This window comes from Acinetobacter sp. 24-47-66 (assembly GCF_056779755.1).
Genome location: NZ_JBWYIL010000006.1, coordinates 105,148 through 121,403 on the forward strand (window position 1 = coordinate 105,148; position 16,256 = coordinate 121,403).

15 protein-coding genes are annotated in these 16,256 nt (G+C 40.4%); 8 read left to right on the top strand and 7 right to left on the bottom strand.

Going from position 1 to position 16,256, the window contains the following annotated elements:
- Nucleotides 1-57 precede the first annotated feature (57 nt).
- Entirely contained in the window at nucleotides 58-312 is a 255-nt protein-coding gene (locus tag AC1M84_RS07680; RefSeq protein WP_481593234.1) for a zinc-ribbon domain-containing protein, read from the top strand.
- 16 nt (nucleotides 313-328) lie between these two features.
- Here AC1M84_RS07680 and ftsW read toward each other — a convergent pair whose 3' ends face one another.
- From ftsW to AC1M84_RS07705, 5 genes are all read right to left on the bottom strand, one after another.
- Entirely contained in the window at nucleotides 329-1,525 is a 1,197-nt protein-coding gene (gene ftsW / locus AC1M84_RS07685) for a putative lipid II flippase FtsW (RefSeq protein ID WP_035263915.1), read from the bottom strand.
- A 10-nt stretch (nucleotides 1,526-1,535) separates the two neighbouring features.
- On the bottom strand, nucleotides 1,536-2,891 hold the full coding sequence (gene murD / locus AC1M84_RS07690; RefSeq protein ID WP_481594778.1) for a UDP-N-acetylmuramoyl-L-alanine--D-glutamate ligase: 1,356 nt from the start codon (nucleotides 2,889-2,891) through the stop codon (nucleotides 1,536-1,538).
- A 150-nt stretch (nucleotides 2,892-3,041) separates the two neighbouring features.
- On the bottom strand, nucleotides 3,042-3,290 hold the full coding sequence (locus AC1M84_RS07695) for a DUF6587 family protein (protein ID WP_481589173.1): 249 nt from the start codon (nucleotides 3,288-3,290) through the stop codon (nucleotides 3,042-3,044).
- A gap of 24 nt (nucleotides 3,291-3,314) precedes the next feature.
- On the bottom strand, nucleotides 3,315-5,171 hold the full coding sequence (gene feoB / locus AC1M84_RS07700; RefSeq protein WP_092767324.1) for a ferrous iron transport protein B: 1,857 nt from the start codon (nucleotides 5,169-5,171) through the stop codon (nucleotides 3,315-3,317).
- Nucleotides 5,168-5,419 carry a FeoA family protein gene (locus AC1M84_RS07705; protein ID WP_092767423.1) on the bottom strand — a complete coding sequence of 84 codons (252 nt, stop codon included), beginning with the start codon at nucleotides 5,417-5,419 and terminating at the stop codon, nucleotides 5,168-5,170. The genes feoB and AC1M84_RS07705 overlap by 4 nt, the downstream gene beginning before the upstream one ends.
- Before the next feature lie 170 nt (nucleotides 5,420-5,589).
- Between AC1M84_RS07705 and xerD the strand changes: the two genes are divergently transcribed.
- The 4 genes from xerD (at nucleotide 5,590) to thrC (ending at nucleotide 10,061) form a co-directional block, all read left to right on the top strand.
- Complete coding sequence (gene xerD / locus AC1M84_RS07710) at nucleotides 5,590-6,507, top strand: site-specific tyrosine recombinase XerD (RefSeq protein WP_092767326.1); 918 nt, start codon at nucleotides 5,590-5,592, stop codon at nucleotides 6,505-6,507.
- Nucleotides 6,508-6,616: 109 nt separating this feature from the next.
- Nucleotides 6,617-7,432 (top strand): DsbC family protein, encoded by an 816-nt coding sequence (locus AC1M84_RS07715; protein WP_481593230.1) that lies wholly within the window; start codon nucleotides 6,617-6,619, stop codon nucleotides 7,430-7,432.
- Between the two features lie 124 nt (nucleotides 7,433-7,556).
- Entirely contained in the window at nucleotides 7,557-8,861 is a 1,305-nt protein-coding gene (locus AC1M84_RS07720) for a homoserine dehydrogenase (RefSeq protein ID WP_035263907.1), read from the top strand.
- A 60-nt stretch (nucleotides 8,862-8,921) separates the two neighbouring features.
- Nucleotides 8,922-10,061 (top strand): threonine synthase, encoded by a 1,140-nt coding sequence (gene thrC / locus AC1M84_RS07725; protein ID WP_092767330.1) that lies wholly within the window; start codon nucleotides 8,922-8,924, stop codon nucleotides 10,059-10,061.
- Between the two features lie 48 nt (nucleotides 10,062-10,109).
- Here the strand turns inward: thrC and AC1M84_RS07730 are convergent, their stop codons facing one another.
- Nucleotides 10,110-11,171, bottom strand: a complete 1,062-nt coding sequence (locus AC1M84_RS07730; RefSeq protein WP_481593229.1) for a serine hydrolase — start codon at nucleotides 11,169-11,171, stop codon at nucleotides 10,110-10,112.
- A gap of 217 nt (nucleotides 11,172-11,388) precedes the next feature.
- Between AC1M84_RS07730 and gacA the strand changes: the two genes are divergently transcribed.
- The 3 genes from gacA to AC1M84_RS07745 are packed head-to-tail and all read left to right on the top strand — an operon-like array spanning nucleotide 11,389 to nucleotide 15,047.
- Complete coding sequence (gene gacA, locus AC1M84_RS07735; RefSeq protein WP_092767334.1) at nucleotides 11,389-12,024, top strand: response regulator transcription factor GacA; 636 nt, start codon at nucleotides 11,389-11,391, stop codon at nucleotides 12,022-12,024.
- Between the two features lie 18 nt (nucleotides 12,025-12,042).
- Nucleotides 12,043-13,614 (top strand): sensor histidine kinase, encoded by a 1,572-nt coding sequence (locus AC1M84_RS07740; protein WP_481593228.1) that lies wholly within the window; start codon nucleotides 12,043-12,045, stop codon nucleotides 13,612-13,614.
- Between the two features lie 17 nt (nucleotides 13,615-13,631).
- The gene (locus AC1M84_RS07745) at nucleotides 13,632-15,047 is read left to right on the top strand and encodes a sigma-54-dependent transcriptional regulator (protein WP_481593227.1); all 1,416 of its coding nucleotides are present in this window, start codon (nucleotides 13,632-13,634) and stop codon (nucleotides 15,045-15,047) included.
- A gap of 28 nt (nucleotides 15,048-15,075) precedes the next feature.
- On the opposite strand, the gene AC1M84_RS07750 is transcribed toward AC1M84_RS07745, so the two are convergent.
- The gene (locus tag AC1M84_RS07750) at nucleotides 15,076-16,251 is read right to left on the bottom strand and encodes a S41 family peptidase (protein WP_228143113.1); all 1,176 of its coding nucleotides are present in this window, start codon (nucleotides 16,249-16,251) and stop codon (nucleotides 15,076-15,078) included.
- Nucleotides 16,252-16,256: the final 5 nt, after the last annotated feature.

Genomic DNA, 16,256 nt, shown 5'->3' on the forward strand with positions numbered 1-16,256 from the left:
TTATTCCGCTGAAAATGTTTTTGAATTCCATTTAGATAGATTAATCAGGAGTTCATTATGTTTTTTATTTTTGGGGTAGGACCTAAAACCCTCAAAACGGAAAAAGGGCAATTTCTATGCCCAGTCTGTCGTACATATAGCAATTACGAAATTAAACAACAACGCAATTATTTTTCTTTATTTTTTATTCCATTGATTCCACTATCAAAACCCAAATCTGGTCAAGTCACCTGTTTAAACTGTGGCACACATATGCCAACGATGGTGTTGCAGCAAAATAGTACTCCACCATCATCAGATTTGAATGCTTAAGATACAATCGTGTATTTTAAAAGCTAGATACTTCCTTGGCCTGATTCTTTTCTTGGGTTGTTGCTTCAATTTTCAGCATTAAACTGACCATGACAGCACACATAATCAGAGATGAACCACCATAACTAATAAATGGTAAAGTTAAACCTTTTGTTGGGAGCAGCCCCATATTCATGCCAGCATTTACCATAATTTGCAGAACAAAAATAATGCTAATCCCGTAAGCCAAATAACCCGCTCTCAAGAATTGATGTTGAATGGCACGATGCCCAATTCGAATACACGCACCCACCATAAGAAATGACAGTGCGAGAACAACCGTAATGCCCATGAAACCGAACTCTTCTGCCAAAATAGCCAACATAAAGTCCGTATGCGCCTCAGGGAGATAAGACATTTTTTGAATACTATGGCCTAAGCCTACCCCTAACCACTCACCACGTCCAAAGGCCATAAGCGCATTTGAAAGCTGATAACCAGAACCTAAAGGATCTGCCCATGGATTGGTAAAAGACATTAAACGCTCGAAACGATAAGGCTCGAACACAACCAGCACTACAAATGCCATGATAATGGCACCCAATGCAATACCAAACTGGATTAGTGGCGCACCTGCAAGAAAGAACACCCCTAACATCGTTAAGGCAACCACTACCGTTGCACCTAAGTCAGGTTCAGCAATAATCAAACCAACTGTACATAGCATTACTGTTGCTAATCGTGCCAGCCCTTTCACATTATTCCGCACTTCTTCTGCCCGACGGACAACATAATCTGCAGTAAAAATAGCCATCATCACTTTCGCAGCTTCAGTAGGCTGGAAGGTAAATCCTGCGATTCGAATCCAACGCGTCGAACCGTTCACTTCCGAACCGACTAATAACACCGCGACAAGCAATGCCATAGTCATCATCCATAACGGAAATGTGTTATTAAACCAGGTATTTAACGAAACACGATAAACCAAAATTGCTGCGACAAACGCAACCACGATGGATATGGCATGGCGGATGACATAGTGGAATGGATTTTCATGCAATCTTTCTGCGTAAGGCATAGAAGCTGAACCAACCATCACCGTTCCAATACAGAGCAGTGCAATCACACAAAAAATTAGAACATTCCTTGATGTAATTTCACTTGGAATACGTGGTAACCAACGTTGGTAAATTTTATTCACTTTATCAATCGTTGTCTGAGCTGACTCAGCCATATCTTCGTCCTTATTGTTCTTCGTGCAGCGCATTCACACAAGCAACAAATTGATGTCCGCGTTGTGGATAGCCAGTAAACATATCAAAACTTGCACATGCCGGCGAAAGCAATACCACATCATGTTGCTGTGTATTTGCTTGACATAATTTTACTGCTTCTTCTAATGATGTAGCGTGAAGAATTGTGGTTGTGCCTTGAATTGCTTGTTCAATCACTGGCGCATCTTCACCAATGAGTACCGCGAGTTTTGCAAATTCCGTTAATGATTTTCTTAAAGCAGTAAAATCTTGCCCTTTACCTTGACCACCTAAAATGATGGCAACTTTAGCTTTCTGTCCTGCGATCGCCGCACCTAAGCCGTCTAATGCTGCTAAGGTTGCCCCAATATTTGTACCTTTTGAGTCGTTATAATAACGAACACCTTGCACTTCTTTGACAAATTCGCAGCGATGTTCCAACCCCTTGAAGGTTTTCAAAGTTTCCAGCATGACCTCTAATGGTAGACCTATCGCTTCACCTAAAGCTAAACACGCAAGTGCATTTGCGACATTGTGTGTCCCTTGAATATACATCTCAGAACTTTTCAATAAACGTTCACGCCCCCTTGCTAGCCACATCGTGCCATCAGTATCTCTGAGTACACCATACTGATTCATATCTGGTGCATTGAGCCCAAAACTCTGCATTGGCGTTGCATCAGGTACTAAGGGACGTGTCAAAGAGTCATCACGATTGAAGACCACTTTCTTGACACCTTGAAAAATACGATGTTTGGCCGTGTGATATCCCATCATATCGCCATGACGATCGAGATGGTCTTCGCTCATATTTAAGACGACAGCAACTTCAGCATTTAAGTTCGATGTAGTTTCTAATTGGAAACTGGATAGTTCTAAGATATATAGCTCTGGATCATCTTTGGTTAAATCTAAGGCTGGACGTCCTAAATTCCCCCCTACAGCGACTTTTTTGCCTGCATCTTTCGCCATTAAGCCGATCAAGGTGGTCACTGTACTTTTTGCATTAGAACCTGTTATTGCAACAATAGGCTTTTCAGTCGCACGTCTTAAAATTTGAATTTCACTGACAACAGGAATGCCTTGTGCAAGCGCTGTTTGAATCACTGGCAGTTTAGGATCAAGCCCTGGACTGATAATAATTTCCTCAGCAGACAACAACATTTCTTCGTCAAATTTCCCAAAGCTAGTTTGGACTTCAGGTGGAATTTGATCATGTCCAGGTGGAGAGGTCCTCGAATCTGTTACTGCAACGTGATAGCCTTTTTCATGTAGAAAATTTACCGCAGCAACACCCGAAATTCCGAGTCCTGCGACAACTTTTAATCCACCACGCTGTATTAACATTTCTGCCCCATATTTTAGTCTAATTAGAAACTGCCGAAATGTTAGCACTTTGCTGCTTTGAATGCTTTTTTTGATTTCATAATCTTGACATTATTTTGTGTCCATGCGTAAAAAAACCGCCAATTTAGGCGGTTCTTTTATTGAAGTAAACTACTTCCATTTCACAGCTTGAGGGTTTAACTTGGGTGTTTCCTTGTCTGAAACAGGACAAGCGCAATTTCCGCCACAACCAGCAGTCATTTTGGGTTTAAGCCACTTTGATAGTGCCTTCCACCCTTTTCTTTCCGTGGCATCTGACAGTTTCATAAAGGCTGAATTTGACGTCTGTGGAAAAACCTTTTTGAACACGACCAATGCACTCCAAAGGACCAATGCCGTAATAATTAGAATTTCAATCATCTCAGTCTCCTCAACTCTTCAGATTTAAGCTAACACGCTGGTCGCGACTTGATAGGTTAAAAACGACATAAAATACGCTAAACCAAATAAATAGACGGTCATAAAGCCAACTGTCTTCCAAGAACCTGTTTCGCGTTTCACTGTCGCTAATGTCGCCAAACAATGTGGTGCATAAATGAACCAGACCAAAAGTGATAATCCTGTTGCTAAAGACCAGCCCAAATCCCCACCACTACTAATCAGTGATGCCAAGCCTTCCGACATCGCATCCTCATCAACAGCAGACAAAGCATACACGGTGCCTAAAGCAGCAACGACAACTTCACGCGCAGCCATGGCTGGAATTAAAGCAATACAAATCTGCCAATTAAAGCCTAATGGCGCAAAGATTGGTTGCATCAAATGACCTAACATCCCCGCAAATGAATAATCAATCGCAGGTAATGTTGCACCCTCTGGTGGTTGTGGGAATGTGCACAAGAACCATAATAAAATAGAAAGCGCAAAGATGATTCCACCGACTCGCTTCAAAAAGATTTTTGCTCGATCAAGCAAGCCAATCCACACGTTTTTCAAATCTGGAAAACGATAGCTTGGAAGTTCCATCAATAACATATGTTGAGATTTATCTTTTTGGAAAAACTTCAACACAAACGATACGATCAGTGCACTCACAATCCCTGCCATATATAGACCGAACAGCACTAAACCTTGAAGGTTAAATAGTCCCCAAACCGTTTGAGAAGGCACAAAAGCTGCAATCAACAACGCATAGACGGGTAAACGAGCTGAACAAGTCATCAATGGCGCAACAAAGATCGTGGTCAAACGGTCTCTTGGATCACTAATAGTCCGTGATGCCATGATTCCAGGAATTGCACACGCAAAACTCGACAGTAATGGAATAAATGCACGTCCCGAAAGACCTGCTTTATACATCAACTTATCAAGTAAGAATGCCGCTCGGGGTAAATAACCTGATTCTTCAAGCACCAAGATAAAGAAGAATAAGATGAGAATCTGAGGCAAAAAGACAACTACACCACCTGCACCCGCGATAATTCCATCAACCACTAAACTATTGAGTAATGGATGTGCAATATTCTCACCAACGACTTCACCCAACCAGCCAAAGAACGTCTCAATACCATCCATGAAGGGTGCCGCCCAAGCAAAAACTGCTTGGAAAATGATGAACATCATCACCGCTAAACTGAATAGACCAAGTACTGGGTGCAGAAAGATTTTATCGAGAAAAACTGAACGTTTATCATCAAATTCAACAAATTGAACGGCATCTTTGACAATCGCTTCAACTTTGTCGTGATCAGATCCTTTCAAACCTGTCAGCTCAGTTTGAGGAACAGCATATTTGCCATGATCTAGCGCATTCATCAGGTTTTCAATACCTGAGCGACGCACAGCAACCGTTTCTACAACTGGAATGCCTAAGCGCTCAGAAAGCTTTTGGGTGTTTATTTGCATTCCACGACGACGAGCTTCATCCATCATGTTAAGTACGAGTAGCATTGGACGACCCAATTGGATCAACTCCAAAACTAAACCAAGGTGCAACTTCAGATTGGTTGCATCAACAACGCATAAAAATGCATCTTGATGACCTTCTTCCGCAATTTTCCCATAAACAACATCACGGGTGATTTCTTCATCTGGACTAGTTGCGTCTAAACTATACGTTCCTGGCAAGTCTAAAACACGAACCGCTTTACCTGAGTTTAGCGTGAAGTGACCAATTTTTCGCTCAACGGTTACACCTGCATAGTTACCTACTTTTTGGCGTGTTCCAGTCAAATGATTGAATAATGAAGTTTTACCACAGTTAGGATTACCAACAAGGGCAACACGCAACGCATCGCTCATGCCGACACTCCTTCTATTTCAATTTTTTGTGCTTCATTTTTTCTTAAGGCAAAGCGAGTAAAACCCACTTGAATGAGAATTGGATCACCGCCAAACAGTCCTTTCGTAATGACTTGTACTTTAGTTCCGGAAACAAATCCTAGCGTTTCTAAACGACTTGCCACCATATCTGTAGAAGTACCATCTACAGTGCGATGCACTTGCGTAATGATGGCAGATTGTTTGACTTTCAAATCAGATAAACGCACCGTACCTAACCCTAAAAAATTTTGAACAGTATACATACAAATGAGAATTATTACCGCACTCTCATCAAGAATGATTCGCATCTTCTTATAACACATCGACATGCATAGAAAATTACACTACATTAGATAATCTCAATTAAATCAATCGAATTTCCCAATCGAATATCCCTATGATTAATAAGAAACCTCGAGTTCCTGCACCCATTCAAATTCCAGAACAACTTTCGTTCTTACACGGATTTCGAGATTATTTAATCGCTCAGTCTGTTAGCCCACACACCCGAAATGCCTATCTCACAGATTTAGTCCAATGCAGTACTCTGTTAACCAGCCCCATGACCTTATGGTCACATGATGATATTTCAGATGTACTGATTGAGCTCACCAAACAAGGGAAAAGTCCTCGATCAATTGCTCGCACTTTATCGGCACTTCGGTCTTTCTATAAATTTTTAAGAGAGCAAAATTTAAGAACAGATAATCCTATAGCCGCACATAAAACACCCAAGTTAGGACGAGCGTTACCTAAAGATTTATCTGAGCAAGATGTTGAATCACTCATTCAAGCACCAGATACAAACACAGCGTTAGGCTTGCGTGATCGCACGATGTTTGAAGTCCTTTATGCTTGTGGTTTACGCGTGAGCGAACTGATTAATTTAAGAATAGATCACATCAATCTCAATCAGGGTTTTTTGCGAATCTTGGGCAAGGGAAATAAAGAACGTTTAGTTCCTTTGGGGCAAATTGCTGTGGAATGGATTGAAAAATATTTAGCAGAAGCTCGTCCACAACTCTATAAAAGTGCTACAGATTACTTATTTCTGACCCAACATGGCGGGATTATGAGCCGTCAAAACTTTTGGTATGCCATCAAACGTTATGCCCTCCAAGCAGGTATAGCGACAGAGCTATCCCCCCATACATTAAGACATGCTTTTGCAACTCACCTGCTCAATCACGGTGCAGATCTCCGAGTGGTACAAATGCTCCTCGGGCATAGTGATTTATCGACAACACAAATTTATACGCATGTTGCACAAATTCGCATGCAACAGCTTCATGCTCAGCATCATCCCCGTGGCTAAGTCATCGATCTGAATTTTGTAGCACTGAGCTATAATTTACGATTTGAGAATATTTTTTGTTATGCTTAGCGCAGTAAAAATAATGCTGAAAACTTTAAAAGGGTTGTTTATGTTATTTACCCGTTCGAAAATTTTATTCGCTTCTACCCTTGCAACGACGCTTTTTATGAGTGCATGCTCCAAATCTGAAGACACACAAAAATCAGATGGTACTTTAACGGCAACTGCTCCAGCAACCGGCCAAGCATCAAATTTAACTGAGCGAAATGCGCAACAACGCTTGATTCAAAAGTTAGAGAAAAATTTTAAAACCGCAAATATCAATGCCAAAATTATCGATATTAAACCAACCGAAGTACCAAATCTTTACTGGGTCAATTTAGAGGGTATGACTGCGGTATACACTACTGCAGATGGTCAATATATTTTCCAAGGTGATTTACTACGTTTAGGTAATAAAAAAGTTGAAGATATTGGACAATCCTTCCAGTCGGCATTGAGTAAAGGGTTACTAAGCCAGTTAAAAGCTGAAGATCTCATTATTTATCCAGCTAAATCTAAAACCAAACATATCGTTTACGTTTTTACAGATATCAGCTGCCCTTACTGCCATAAATTGCATGAACATATGGATGAAATCAATTCTAAAGGAATTGAAGTTCGTTATATCGCGTGGCCACGTGGAGAACAGTATTTCCCAGCAATGGAAAGTGTCTGGTGTAGTAAAAATCGTAAAACTGCATTTGATCAAGCTATTGCAGGTCAACAATTAAACAATACCAACTGTGAAAATCCTGTTAAAGATCAGTACCAAATGGGTTTAAAAATGGGTGTCAATGGAACGCCTGCAATTTACAGCTCAGAAGGTGTTTATCTTGGTGGATACATGACAGCAGATGAAATACTAAGTAGCTTAAATAACTAATATTTATGAGATAAATTACTGCTTTTTATACATCAATATTTAACTCGATTGACCCTAGAGTCTGCCTCTTTTTTTAGCTATGATCTAGGTTCAATAAAATTTTACATATTTTTTGGAGTGTGACGTGAAACCAGTTCGTCTGGCAATACTCGGTCTAGGAACCGTAGGTGGTGGTGCCCTTAAACTATTACAAGAAAACGCTGCTGAAATTAGACGTCGCACCGGTCGTGAAATTCAAATTACTTATGTGGGTACTCGTCGCCCTCGCCCAGATTTAAATCTTCCAGACTCAGTTAAACAAAGTGCCGACCTTCTTGATATCGTTCGTCAACCTGATGTTGATGTTGTTGTTGAAGTCATGGGTGGTATTCACCCTGCTTATGAAGTCATCAAAGAAGCAATTGTTCATGGCAAACAAGTTGTCACTGCCAATAAGGCGCTTTTAGCTGAACATGGTAACGAATTATTTAAACTTGCTGAAGACAATGCTGTGCAGATCGCCTATGAAGCAGCTGTTGCTGGCGGTATTCCAATTATCAAAGTAATTCGTGAAGGCTTAGCTGCCAATAAAATCGAGTGGCTTGCAGGCATCATTAATGGTACAGGCAACTTTATCCTAAGTGAAATGCGTGAAAAAGGACGTGCTTTTGCGGACGTTTTGAAAGAAGCGCAAGAACTTGGCTATGCTGAAGCAGATCCAACTTTTGATGTAGAAGGGATTGATGCTGCTCACAAGTTAACCATTCTTGCATCTTGTGCATTTGGTATTCCACTTCAATTTGATAAAGTTTTTACTGAAGGAATAGGCAAAGTTACTGCTCAAGATGTGAAGTACGCCGAAGATCTTGGCTTCCGTATTAAGCATTTAGGTATTGCACGTCGTGCAGAAAAAGGCATTGAACTACGTGTTCACCCAACGCTCATTCCAGATGACCAGTTGATCGCAAATGTAAACGGCGTTAAAAATGCTGTTCTCGTACAAGCGAACGCAGTCGGCCCAACTTTATATTATGGTGCTGGTGCTGGTGCTGGTCCAACTGCTTCTGCCGTAGTCGCTGACGTTGTCGATATCGTTCGTGACATTTCTTATACTGAAGACGGTGCTGGAACTATTCCACAATTAGCATTTGAAGCACTCACAGACTTACCAATTCTAAGTCGTGAAGAAATGACAACGGGTTACTACATCCGTATTAATGCTGAAGATCAAACAGGCGTACTTGCTGAAGTTACTACGATCTTGAGTCGTGCAGGAATCAGTATTGATGCCATTATGCAGCAACCTCGCTTAAAAGACCTTATTCCTATCGTGATTCTGACAGATCCTATTGTTGAATCAAAAATGGATGAAGCGCTTTCACAAATTCAAGCATTACCCGTCATCCATGGCGAAATTGTACGAATTCGTTTAGAATCGCTTGATAATTAATCATCTCGGGTAGAGGGTACTGCTGCCCTCTCCAGCTCTACACACAATTGGAACATCATCATGTCTAATGCCAATCGTTACACTGGTTTAGTTGACCGTTATCGCGACCGTTTACCAGTGTCTGCAACTACTCGTGCAATCTCCCTAGGCGAAGGTAATACACCACTGATTAAGCTTGCGAATATTCCACGTTTAATTGGCAAAAATGTTGAAATTTATGTGAAGTACGAAGGCTTAAACCCGACTGGTTCATTTAAAGACCGTGGTATGACCATGGCAGTCACTAAAGCTGTTGAAGAAGGCTCTAAAGCGATTATCTGTGCATCTACAGGTAATACCTCTGCTGCCGCTGCCGCTTATGCTGCTCGCGCTGGTATTAAAGCATTTGTTTTAATTCCAGAAGGCAAAATTGCAATGGGTAAAATGGCTCAAGCAATGATGTATGGTGCGATCACAATGCAAATTCGTGGTAACTTCGATGACGGTATGCGCCTTGTTAAAGAAGTTGCTGACCAAGCACCTGTAACTATCGTAAACTCAATCAACCCTTACCGTTTGCAAGGTCAAAAAACGATTGCATACGAAATCGTTGATGAATTAGGTCGTGCACCTGACTATCACTGCTTACCAGTAGGGAACGCAGGTAACATCACTGCACACTGGATGGGTTATACTGAAGCTGTTGCAAACCAACCTGCGGATCAATTTGAGCAAGTAATTTATGATGCTGAAACTGATCAGTTCACTGGTCCTAAACCTGAAGGTTTACCGACGATGGTTGGCTATCAAGCTTCTGGCGCAGCACCATTCTTACGTGGTGCACCTGTTCAAAACCCTGAAACTGTTGCAACAGCAATCCGTATTGGTAACCCACAAAGCTGGAACCATGCGAAAGCGGTAGTACGTGACTCTCAAGGTTGGTTTGATGAATTAACAGATGCTGAAATCTTAGAAGCTCAACGTTTGCTTTCTATGTATGAAGGTGTATTTGTTGAGCCTGCTTCTGCAGCTTCGATTGGTGGTGCAATCCGCGATATTAAAGCGGGCAAAATTGCTGAAGGCTCAGTCATTGTTTGTACTGTAACAGGTAATGGTCTTAAAGATCCTGATACTGCTATCAAACAGTGTTCTGATGCAGTCATGCTTTCAATAGATGCAACGATGGATCAAGTACGCGATTCAATTTTGTCTAATATGTAAGATTGCATCATAAAAAACCCTGCATCTGCAGGGTTTTTTATTTATGGTCTAGATCGCACGTGGTAACTGACTGGTCCAACGCATTAAGCGAACAGCATCATCATTACGAGCTTGAGTATTGCTTGCTCCTAAAAGCACAACTACAGCTGGACGATTATTCAAAGTCGTATGCATCACCACACAACGCCCAGCCTCATTAATAAATCCCGTCTTTGAAATGTTAATATTCCAGCCACCGTTACGAACGAGAGAGTTCGTATTGTTCGATTTCAACACACGATAACCGAGGTTAAAATCATAGGTTGGCGTCGTAGAAAATTGACGAATAAGACCGTACTGTGATGCGGTACTCACCAAGATGCCCAAGTCCCGCGCAGAAGCAACATTGCGAGGATCTAGACCTGTAGACTCAGTAAATTTAGATGAATGCATCCCTAAGGCACGTGCTTTATTATTCATAGCAGAGACGAAAGCCGCACGACCTCCTGGATATGTTCGAGCCAAAGCCGCAGCTGCAGGGTTTTCAGATTTCATTAAAGCGAATAATAAGGCTTCAGCACGATTCATTGTGTCACCTACACGCAATGTCGAGCTTGAGTTTTTACCACCCGCACCTGCAAAATCAATGCTTTGCAGCGTAATATTTTCAGACATATTTAATTGTGCATCTGCGATCACAACAGCTGTCATTAATTTTGTAACAGACGCAATCGGTAGAACAGTATTCGTGTTCTTACTAAATAAGACCTCACCCGTATTTGCATCCATGACCAATGCTGCACGCGCGTTCACAGAAGGTTGATTACTATAGCGACTGTTATCAAGAATCTGAGAGGTTGGTGATGTTGAGGTCGCAGGGCCTGTAGATTTACGAATTGTTGTTGTAATCGTGGTTGTTGCTTGAGGGGTATACTCTTCTGAAGAGGAAGTAGAAGCTTTGAGACTATCATTATTTAAGAATTGGCTTGCATCTTCAGATGACCAACTGATGCTCGCCTGCCCCGGTGCAGAATTAGCATGATTAATTAATTCTGCAAAGCTCAATGAGCTCATAGAGAGTAGTACTGATGTAGTCAGCACATGCATTAGCGTTAATTTCTGTTTTTTCACGATAACTTACTCATCTTACGGAGGCATTTTGCATCATTGCTAATCACCTCAAATATGACTTACATTTAGGTACAAACGTGATTAATATTAAACCACGTGATTATGCACAGTATTTTAGTAAAGATTAGGAATAGCATTGCTATTTTTGTTAGTCCAATGCAAGCAATTTTTGCATCATGTAACAAAAAAGTAAGAATAGATTTCAGAGGAGGTGTTTGTGATCACGGTATTAGTGGTAGATGACCATGAGTTAGTTCGTACAGGTATTTGTCGTATGCTTGAAGATCAAGCAGATATTCAAGTCATTGGTCAAGCAGAGTCCGGTGAAGAAGCCATTAGTCTTGTTCGTCAACACCACCCTAATGTCGTCTTGCTCGATGTGAATATGCCTGGTATCGGTGGCGTAGAAACCACTCGCCGTTTATTACAAACAGCACCTGACACCAAAGTTCTCGCCGTCAGTGGCCTAGCGGAAGAACCCTATCCATCACTACTGTTAAAAGCGGGGGCTCGTGGTTATATCACGAAGGGAGCTCCGATCACAGAAATGGTGCGTGCAATTAATAAAGTCATGCAAGGTGGTAAATACTTCAGTGCAGATATTGCTGAACAGCTTGCGAGTTCTTATTTATCTGATACACAAACCTCTCCTTTTGACGCACTTTCTGAACGTGAAATGCAAGTCGCGATGATGGTTGTGAATTGTATTAGTGCCCAAGAAATTTCAGACAAACTTTTCGTTAGCGTAAAAACAGTGAATACTTATCGGTATCGTATATTTGAAAAATTAGGAATCGATAGTGATGTCAAACTGACTCATTTGGCAATTCGTTATGGTTTGATTAAGCCTTAATTTGATCTGAGTATTCCAATGACGTCTGCTGCTTCAATTTCTATTTACCAAACGATCTACCGTCTTGGAACACTATATTCAAGTTATCGTGTCATTATCGCCCTAAGCTTAACGCTCATATTCCTACTGACGATTGATTCTGAACGTTATTTTTATCAATATGAATCAATCTATTTTTACGCTTTACTCCTTTATGTTGCAAGCAGCATCGTACAAACGATCGTTTTAAAATACTTACCACAAGCCATTTCTAAACAAATTATCACCTTATTTGCAGTTGACCTGCTCTTTCTAAATACCCTTACTTTTGCACTCGGTGGTCCCAATATCGCAATTGGGTTATTGTTTGTCATTTCCGTCTTTGCAGCAAATTTTTTACTCAGTAAAAACCAAGCCTTATTCATCACATTGGTCGCGGTGATTGGGGTCGTATATCAACAGTTTTTTGGTAGTTTGTTCTCCATTGAAAGTCTAAATAATATTGGTGACAGTGCCTTTCTTGCTTTTTTATTTTTTGTGGTTCATGGCATTGGTCAAGTATCAATACAACGATTTCAAGTACTCGAATCGGTCAATATACATCAAGCTAACGAACTCTTTAAATTACAAAATATTAATCGTTATATTCTTGAGCAAATCGAAGTTGGTTATCTGGTCTTAGATGATCACTGTAAAATTATCGTCTGCAATCCTGCTGCATGTTCCCTACTCGGTATTTCGCCACTCTATGCTCATGAACAATATAATCTTGCAAATTTTCAACCAGATCTCTATGAAATTCTCAAAAATACATTAGTTGCTCATGGAGAGCGCTTTCAATTTGAATCGCATCAATCATCCTATACGGTTGATATTCGCATTCAAAAACTGGTTACACCTCAACAAGCGCTCACGCTATTAATTTTGGAAGATGCGCAAAAGCTTAATCAGAAAGTTCAACAAATGAAATTAGCTTCTCTTGGTCAATTATCAGCCAGTATTGCACATGAAATACGTAATCCTTTAGCGGCAATCGTACAAGCTAATGAACTTAATGATGATTCGGATGAAGAACAAAAACGTATGCTCAATCAAATGATTGCCAAGCAAGCAAAACGTATTGATAAAATTGTCAAAGACACATTGGATATGGCAAAGAATAAAAAAACTGCTGGTGTACTAATTCATTTTGAACAGTTTATGCATGATCTTATTCACCAAGATTTAGCAGATATCAGTTCTCATATTCAATTACAGCTTGAAGCTAATCTTGAAGTTTATTTTGATGAAATCCAACTGCGACAAGTTCTGATTAATTTAATTCGTAATGCTATTCGACATAACGATCCGACCGCAGAATACATTTTTGTCAGAAGTAGTCATTCAGAAAATCAAATTTTTATTGATGTTATCGATTTTGGCAAAGGCATCCAACAACATGATTTATCTCAATTATTTCAACCATTTTTTAGTACTGAAACCAATGGAACTGGTTTAGGATTATATTTATCACAAAGTATTTGTGAAGCTAACCAAGCAAAATTGAGTTATATCGAGCAAGAACAGCAAGGTGCATGTTTTCGTATTACATGCCATAAGACAGACGTTTAGATGGATAAGATCAGGTTATGGTAAAGCAACAACCTTTAGTACTTTTAGTCGATGATGAACCTGATTTATGTATGTTGATGCAAATGACCCTTTCTCGGATGGGCATTAAAACGCATATGGCACATCATTTGAAACAAGCGCTACATTTTCTAAGAGAATATAAATACGATGCGTGTATCACCGATTTCAATTTACCAGATGGCAATGGCATCGATTTAGTTAAATACGTCACCCAGCACTATCCGAAGACGCCCATCGCGGTACTGACCGCCTATGCCAATATGGAGTTGGCAATCTCCGCTTTAAAAGCAGGCGCTTTCGATTTCGTCAGTAAGCCCATTAATCAACAACATTTGCATCAATTGCTTAAGAAAGCATTACATACCCCTGCAGTGGATGATGATCTCAATCAGCTTCCACTTGAGGAACAACTGCTGATTGGTGTCTCAGAACAAACTCAACAGCTTCGTACAGCAATCAAAAAAATAGCTCGATCACAAGCACCCGTCTTTATTACAGGTGAATCAGGGACTGGTAAAGAAATCGTTGCGAATCTTATTCATCAACTCAGTAATCGTCATGATCATGCCTTTGTCGCGATCAATTGTGGTGCGATGAATGAAGACCTGATGGAAAGTGAATTATTTGGTCATATCAAAGGCAGTTTTGTGGGTGCTGACCAAGACAAACAAGGGTTAATTCAAACAGCTGACGGTGGAACATTATTTTTAGATGAAATTGCAGAGCTTTCACTCGCCATGCAAGCTAAATTGCTACGAGCAGTTCAAGAAAAGAAAATACGTCCGATTGGCAGTGATAAAGAGCTTGATGTTGATTTTAGAATTGTCAGTGCAAGCCATCAAAATCTTGAGCAATTGGTTCAGCAAGGCAAATTTAGACAAGATCTATTTTTTAGAATTCATGTGATGGATTTACGTCTTACCCCACTCCGCGATAGACCCAAAGATATTCCCGTTCTAGCTCAACATTTTATTGATAAAATCAGTAGTGAATGGCGTATTGAAGCCCCTCAACTGTCTCAAGAGGCGATAAAATTCCTTAAACAACAACCATTTACAGGGAATGTACGCGAACTTAAAAATATCATCGAGCGTGCACTTACACTTTGCGATGATAAGCTCATCGCAGTCGAGCATGTAAAAAGCCCTTCATTAAGCTTAACATCCCCACCTTTAGCACAACAACCAAATAGTCCAATTGAAGCAACTACTGATTTACCTTCTCAGACACCCAAAGGTTTGCCCGAAGAGGGATTAGAGCAATACCTTGAGAAAGTAGAAAAGGAAGTTTTAATTAATGCGTTAAACTCAACGCATTGGAACAGAACCCTGGCCGCCAAAAAATTGGGAATGACATTCCGCTCATTACGATATCGTTTAAAAAAATTTGGTTTAGATACTGAAGATGAATAACTTAGCATCACCCCGATATTGATGATATTTAACGGCTTCTTAACAACAAATCGGCTGCGTGTTGGAGGTAAACCTCCTCCTTCATATCCTGCGGCCAAGGATATTCGATATTAGGGGCTATGCCTTGCCCATCAATCTCGACACCATTCGGTGTTAAGTAATGAGATACTGTCATTTGTAGTGCCGCACCATTTTCAAGTGGAAAGAGTTTTTGCACAACACCTTTACCATAACTCTTTTCACCAATGATTACGGCGCGTTGATGATCTTTCATTGCTGCCGTAAATACTTCTGCTGCAGAAGCCGAACGTTGATTAATCAATACTCCGACTTTAAGCCCTGTAAATTCATGTCCAGGTAAAGCTTGGAATTGTTGATCACCTTCTGAACGGCTACGTGTAGATACAATCAAACCCTGATTTAAAAATAAATCTGCCGTTTCCACAGCAGAAGATAATAATCCACCCGGATTATTTCTTAGATCTATTAAAACAGCTTTGAGTTGTTGGCTATGATGCTCATCGATATAACGTTTTATTTCATTCGCAGTATCTTGCTGAAAAACTTTCACCTTTAATAGTAAAACTTGATTACTCAGCATATGTGCTTGTATATCGGCAACATCTAGTTTTTGATTTCTCACTAAAATAATTGGAGATGAGTTCGGTGATCTTTGTAAACTGATGGTTGATCCAATCGAGCCGCTGAGCAAGTCTTTGACTTGATCTTGGTTTAACAATCTAAGCTCTTGTCCATCAATTTTGTAAAGTGTAACGCCGTTGGCCAATCCTAATTTTGCCGAGTCACTATCGGGATCTAAATTTTCGATCTGCCATAAACCTCGTGAGGTATCAAAGCTAAGATCAAAATCGATACTCGCTAAATCCTCCTCGGTATATTTGAGGAGTTGGCGATAATCTTCTGGAGATAAATAGCGAGAGTAACGATCTAGCCCACTCACCAAACCTTGGATCGCTTGTAAAAATAACTGATCGTCAGTGACTTCAGTGACATAGTTTTCTTTTACTGTACCGTAAATCTGAACAAACTGCTGTATAGATTCAATCGGAACTTCTGAACTGTTTGATGACCAGTCTTCTTCTAATGGATCAACTGCTGGACCCTTAGATCCAGCAGCGAAAGCATGAACCCCATTCAAACTTAAAGCTAGACCTAACATGAGTTTGAATAACAATGGATTCATACTGA

Bases quoted from the DNA above. Each gene is read 5' to 3' on its own strand.
- AC1M84_RS07680 (WP_481593234.1), top strand. From the start codon at position 58: ATGTTTTTTATTTTTGGGGTAGGACCTAAAACCCTCAAAACGGAAAAA.
- ftsW (WP_035263915.1), bottom strand. From the start codon at position 1,525: ATGGCTGAGTCAGCTCAGACAACGATTGATAAAGTGAATAAAATTTAC.
- murD (WP_481594778.1), bottom strand. From the start codon at position 2,891: ATGTTAATACAGCGTGGTGGATTAAAAGTTGTCGCAGGACTCGGAATT.
- AC1M84_RS07695 (WP_481589173.1), bottom strand. From the start codon at position 3,290: ATGATTGAAATTCTAATTATTACGGCATTGGTCCTTTGGAGTGCATTG.
- feoB (WP_092767324.1), bottom strand. From the start codon at position 5,171: ATGAGCGATGCGTTGCGTGTTGCCCTTGTTGGTAATCCTAACTGTGGT.
- xerD (WP_092767326.1), top strand. From the start codon at position 5,590: ATGATTAATAAGAAACCTCGAGTTCCTGCACCCATTCAAATTCCAGAA.
- AC1M84_RS07715 (WP_481593230.1), top strand. From the start codon at position 6,617: ATGTTATTTACCCGTTCGAAAATTTTATTCGCTTCTACCCTTGCAACG.
- thrC (WP_092767330.1), top strand. From the start codon at position 8,922: ATGTCTAATGCCAATCGTTACACTGGTTTAGTTGACCGTTATCGCGAC.
- AC1M84_RS07740 (WP_481593228.1), top strand. From the start codon at position 12,043: ATGACGTCTGCTGCTTCAATTTCTATTTACCAAACGATCTACCGTCTT.
- AC1M84_RS07745 (WP_481593227.1), top strand. From the start codon at position 13,632: ATGGTAAAGCAACAACCTTTAGTACTTTTAGTCGATGATGAACCTGAT.
- AC1M84_RS07750 (WP_228143113.1), bottom strand. From the start codon at position 16,251: ATGAATCCATTGTTATTCAAACTCATGTTAGGTCTAGCTTTAAGTTTG.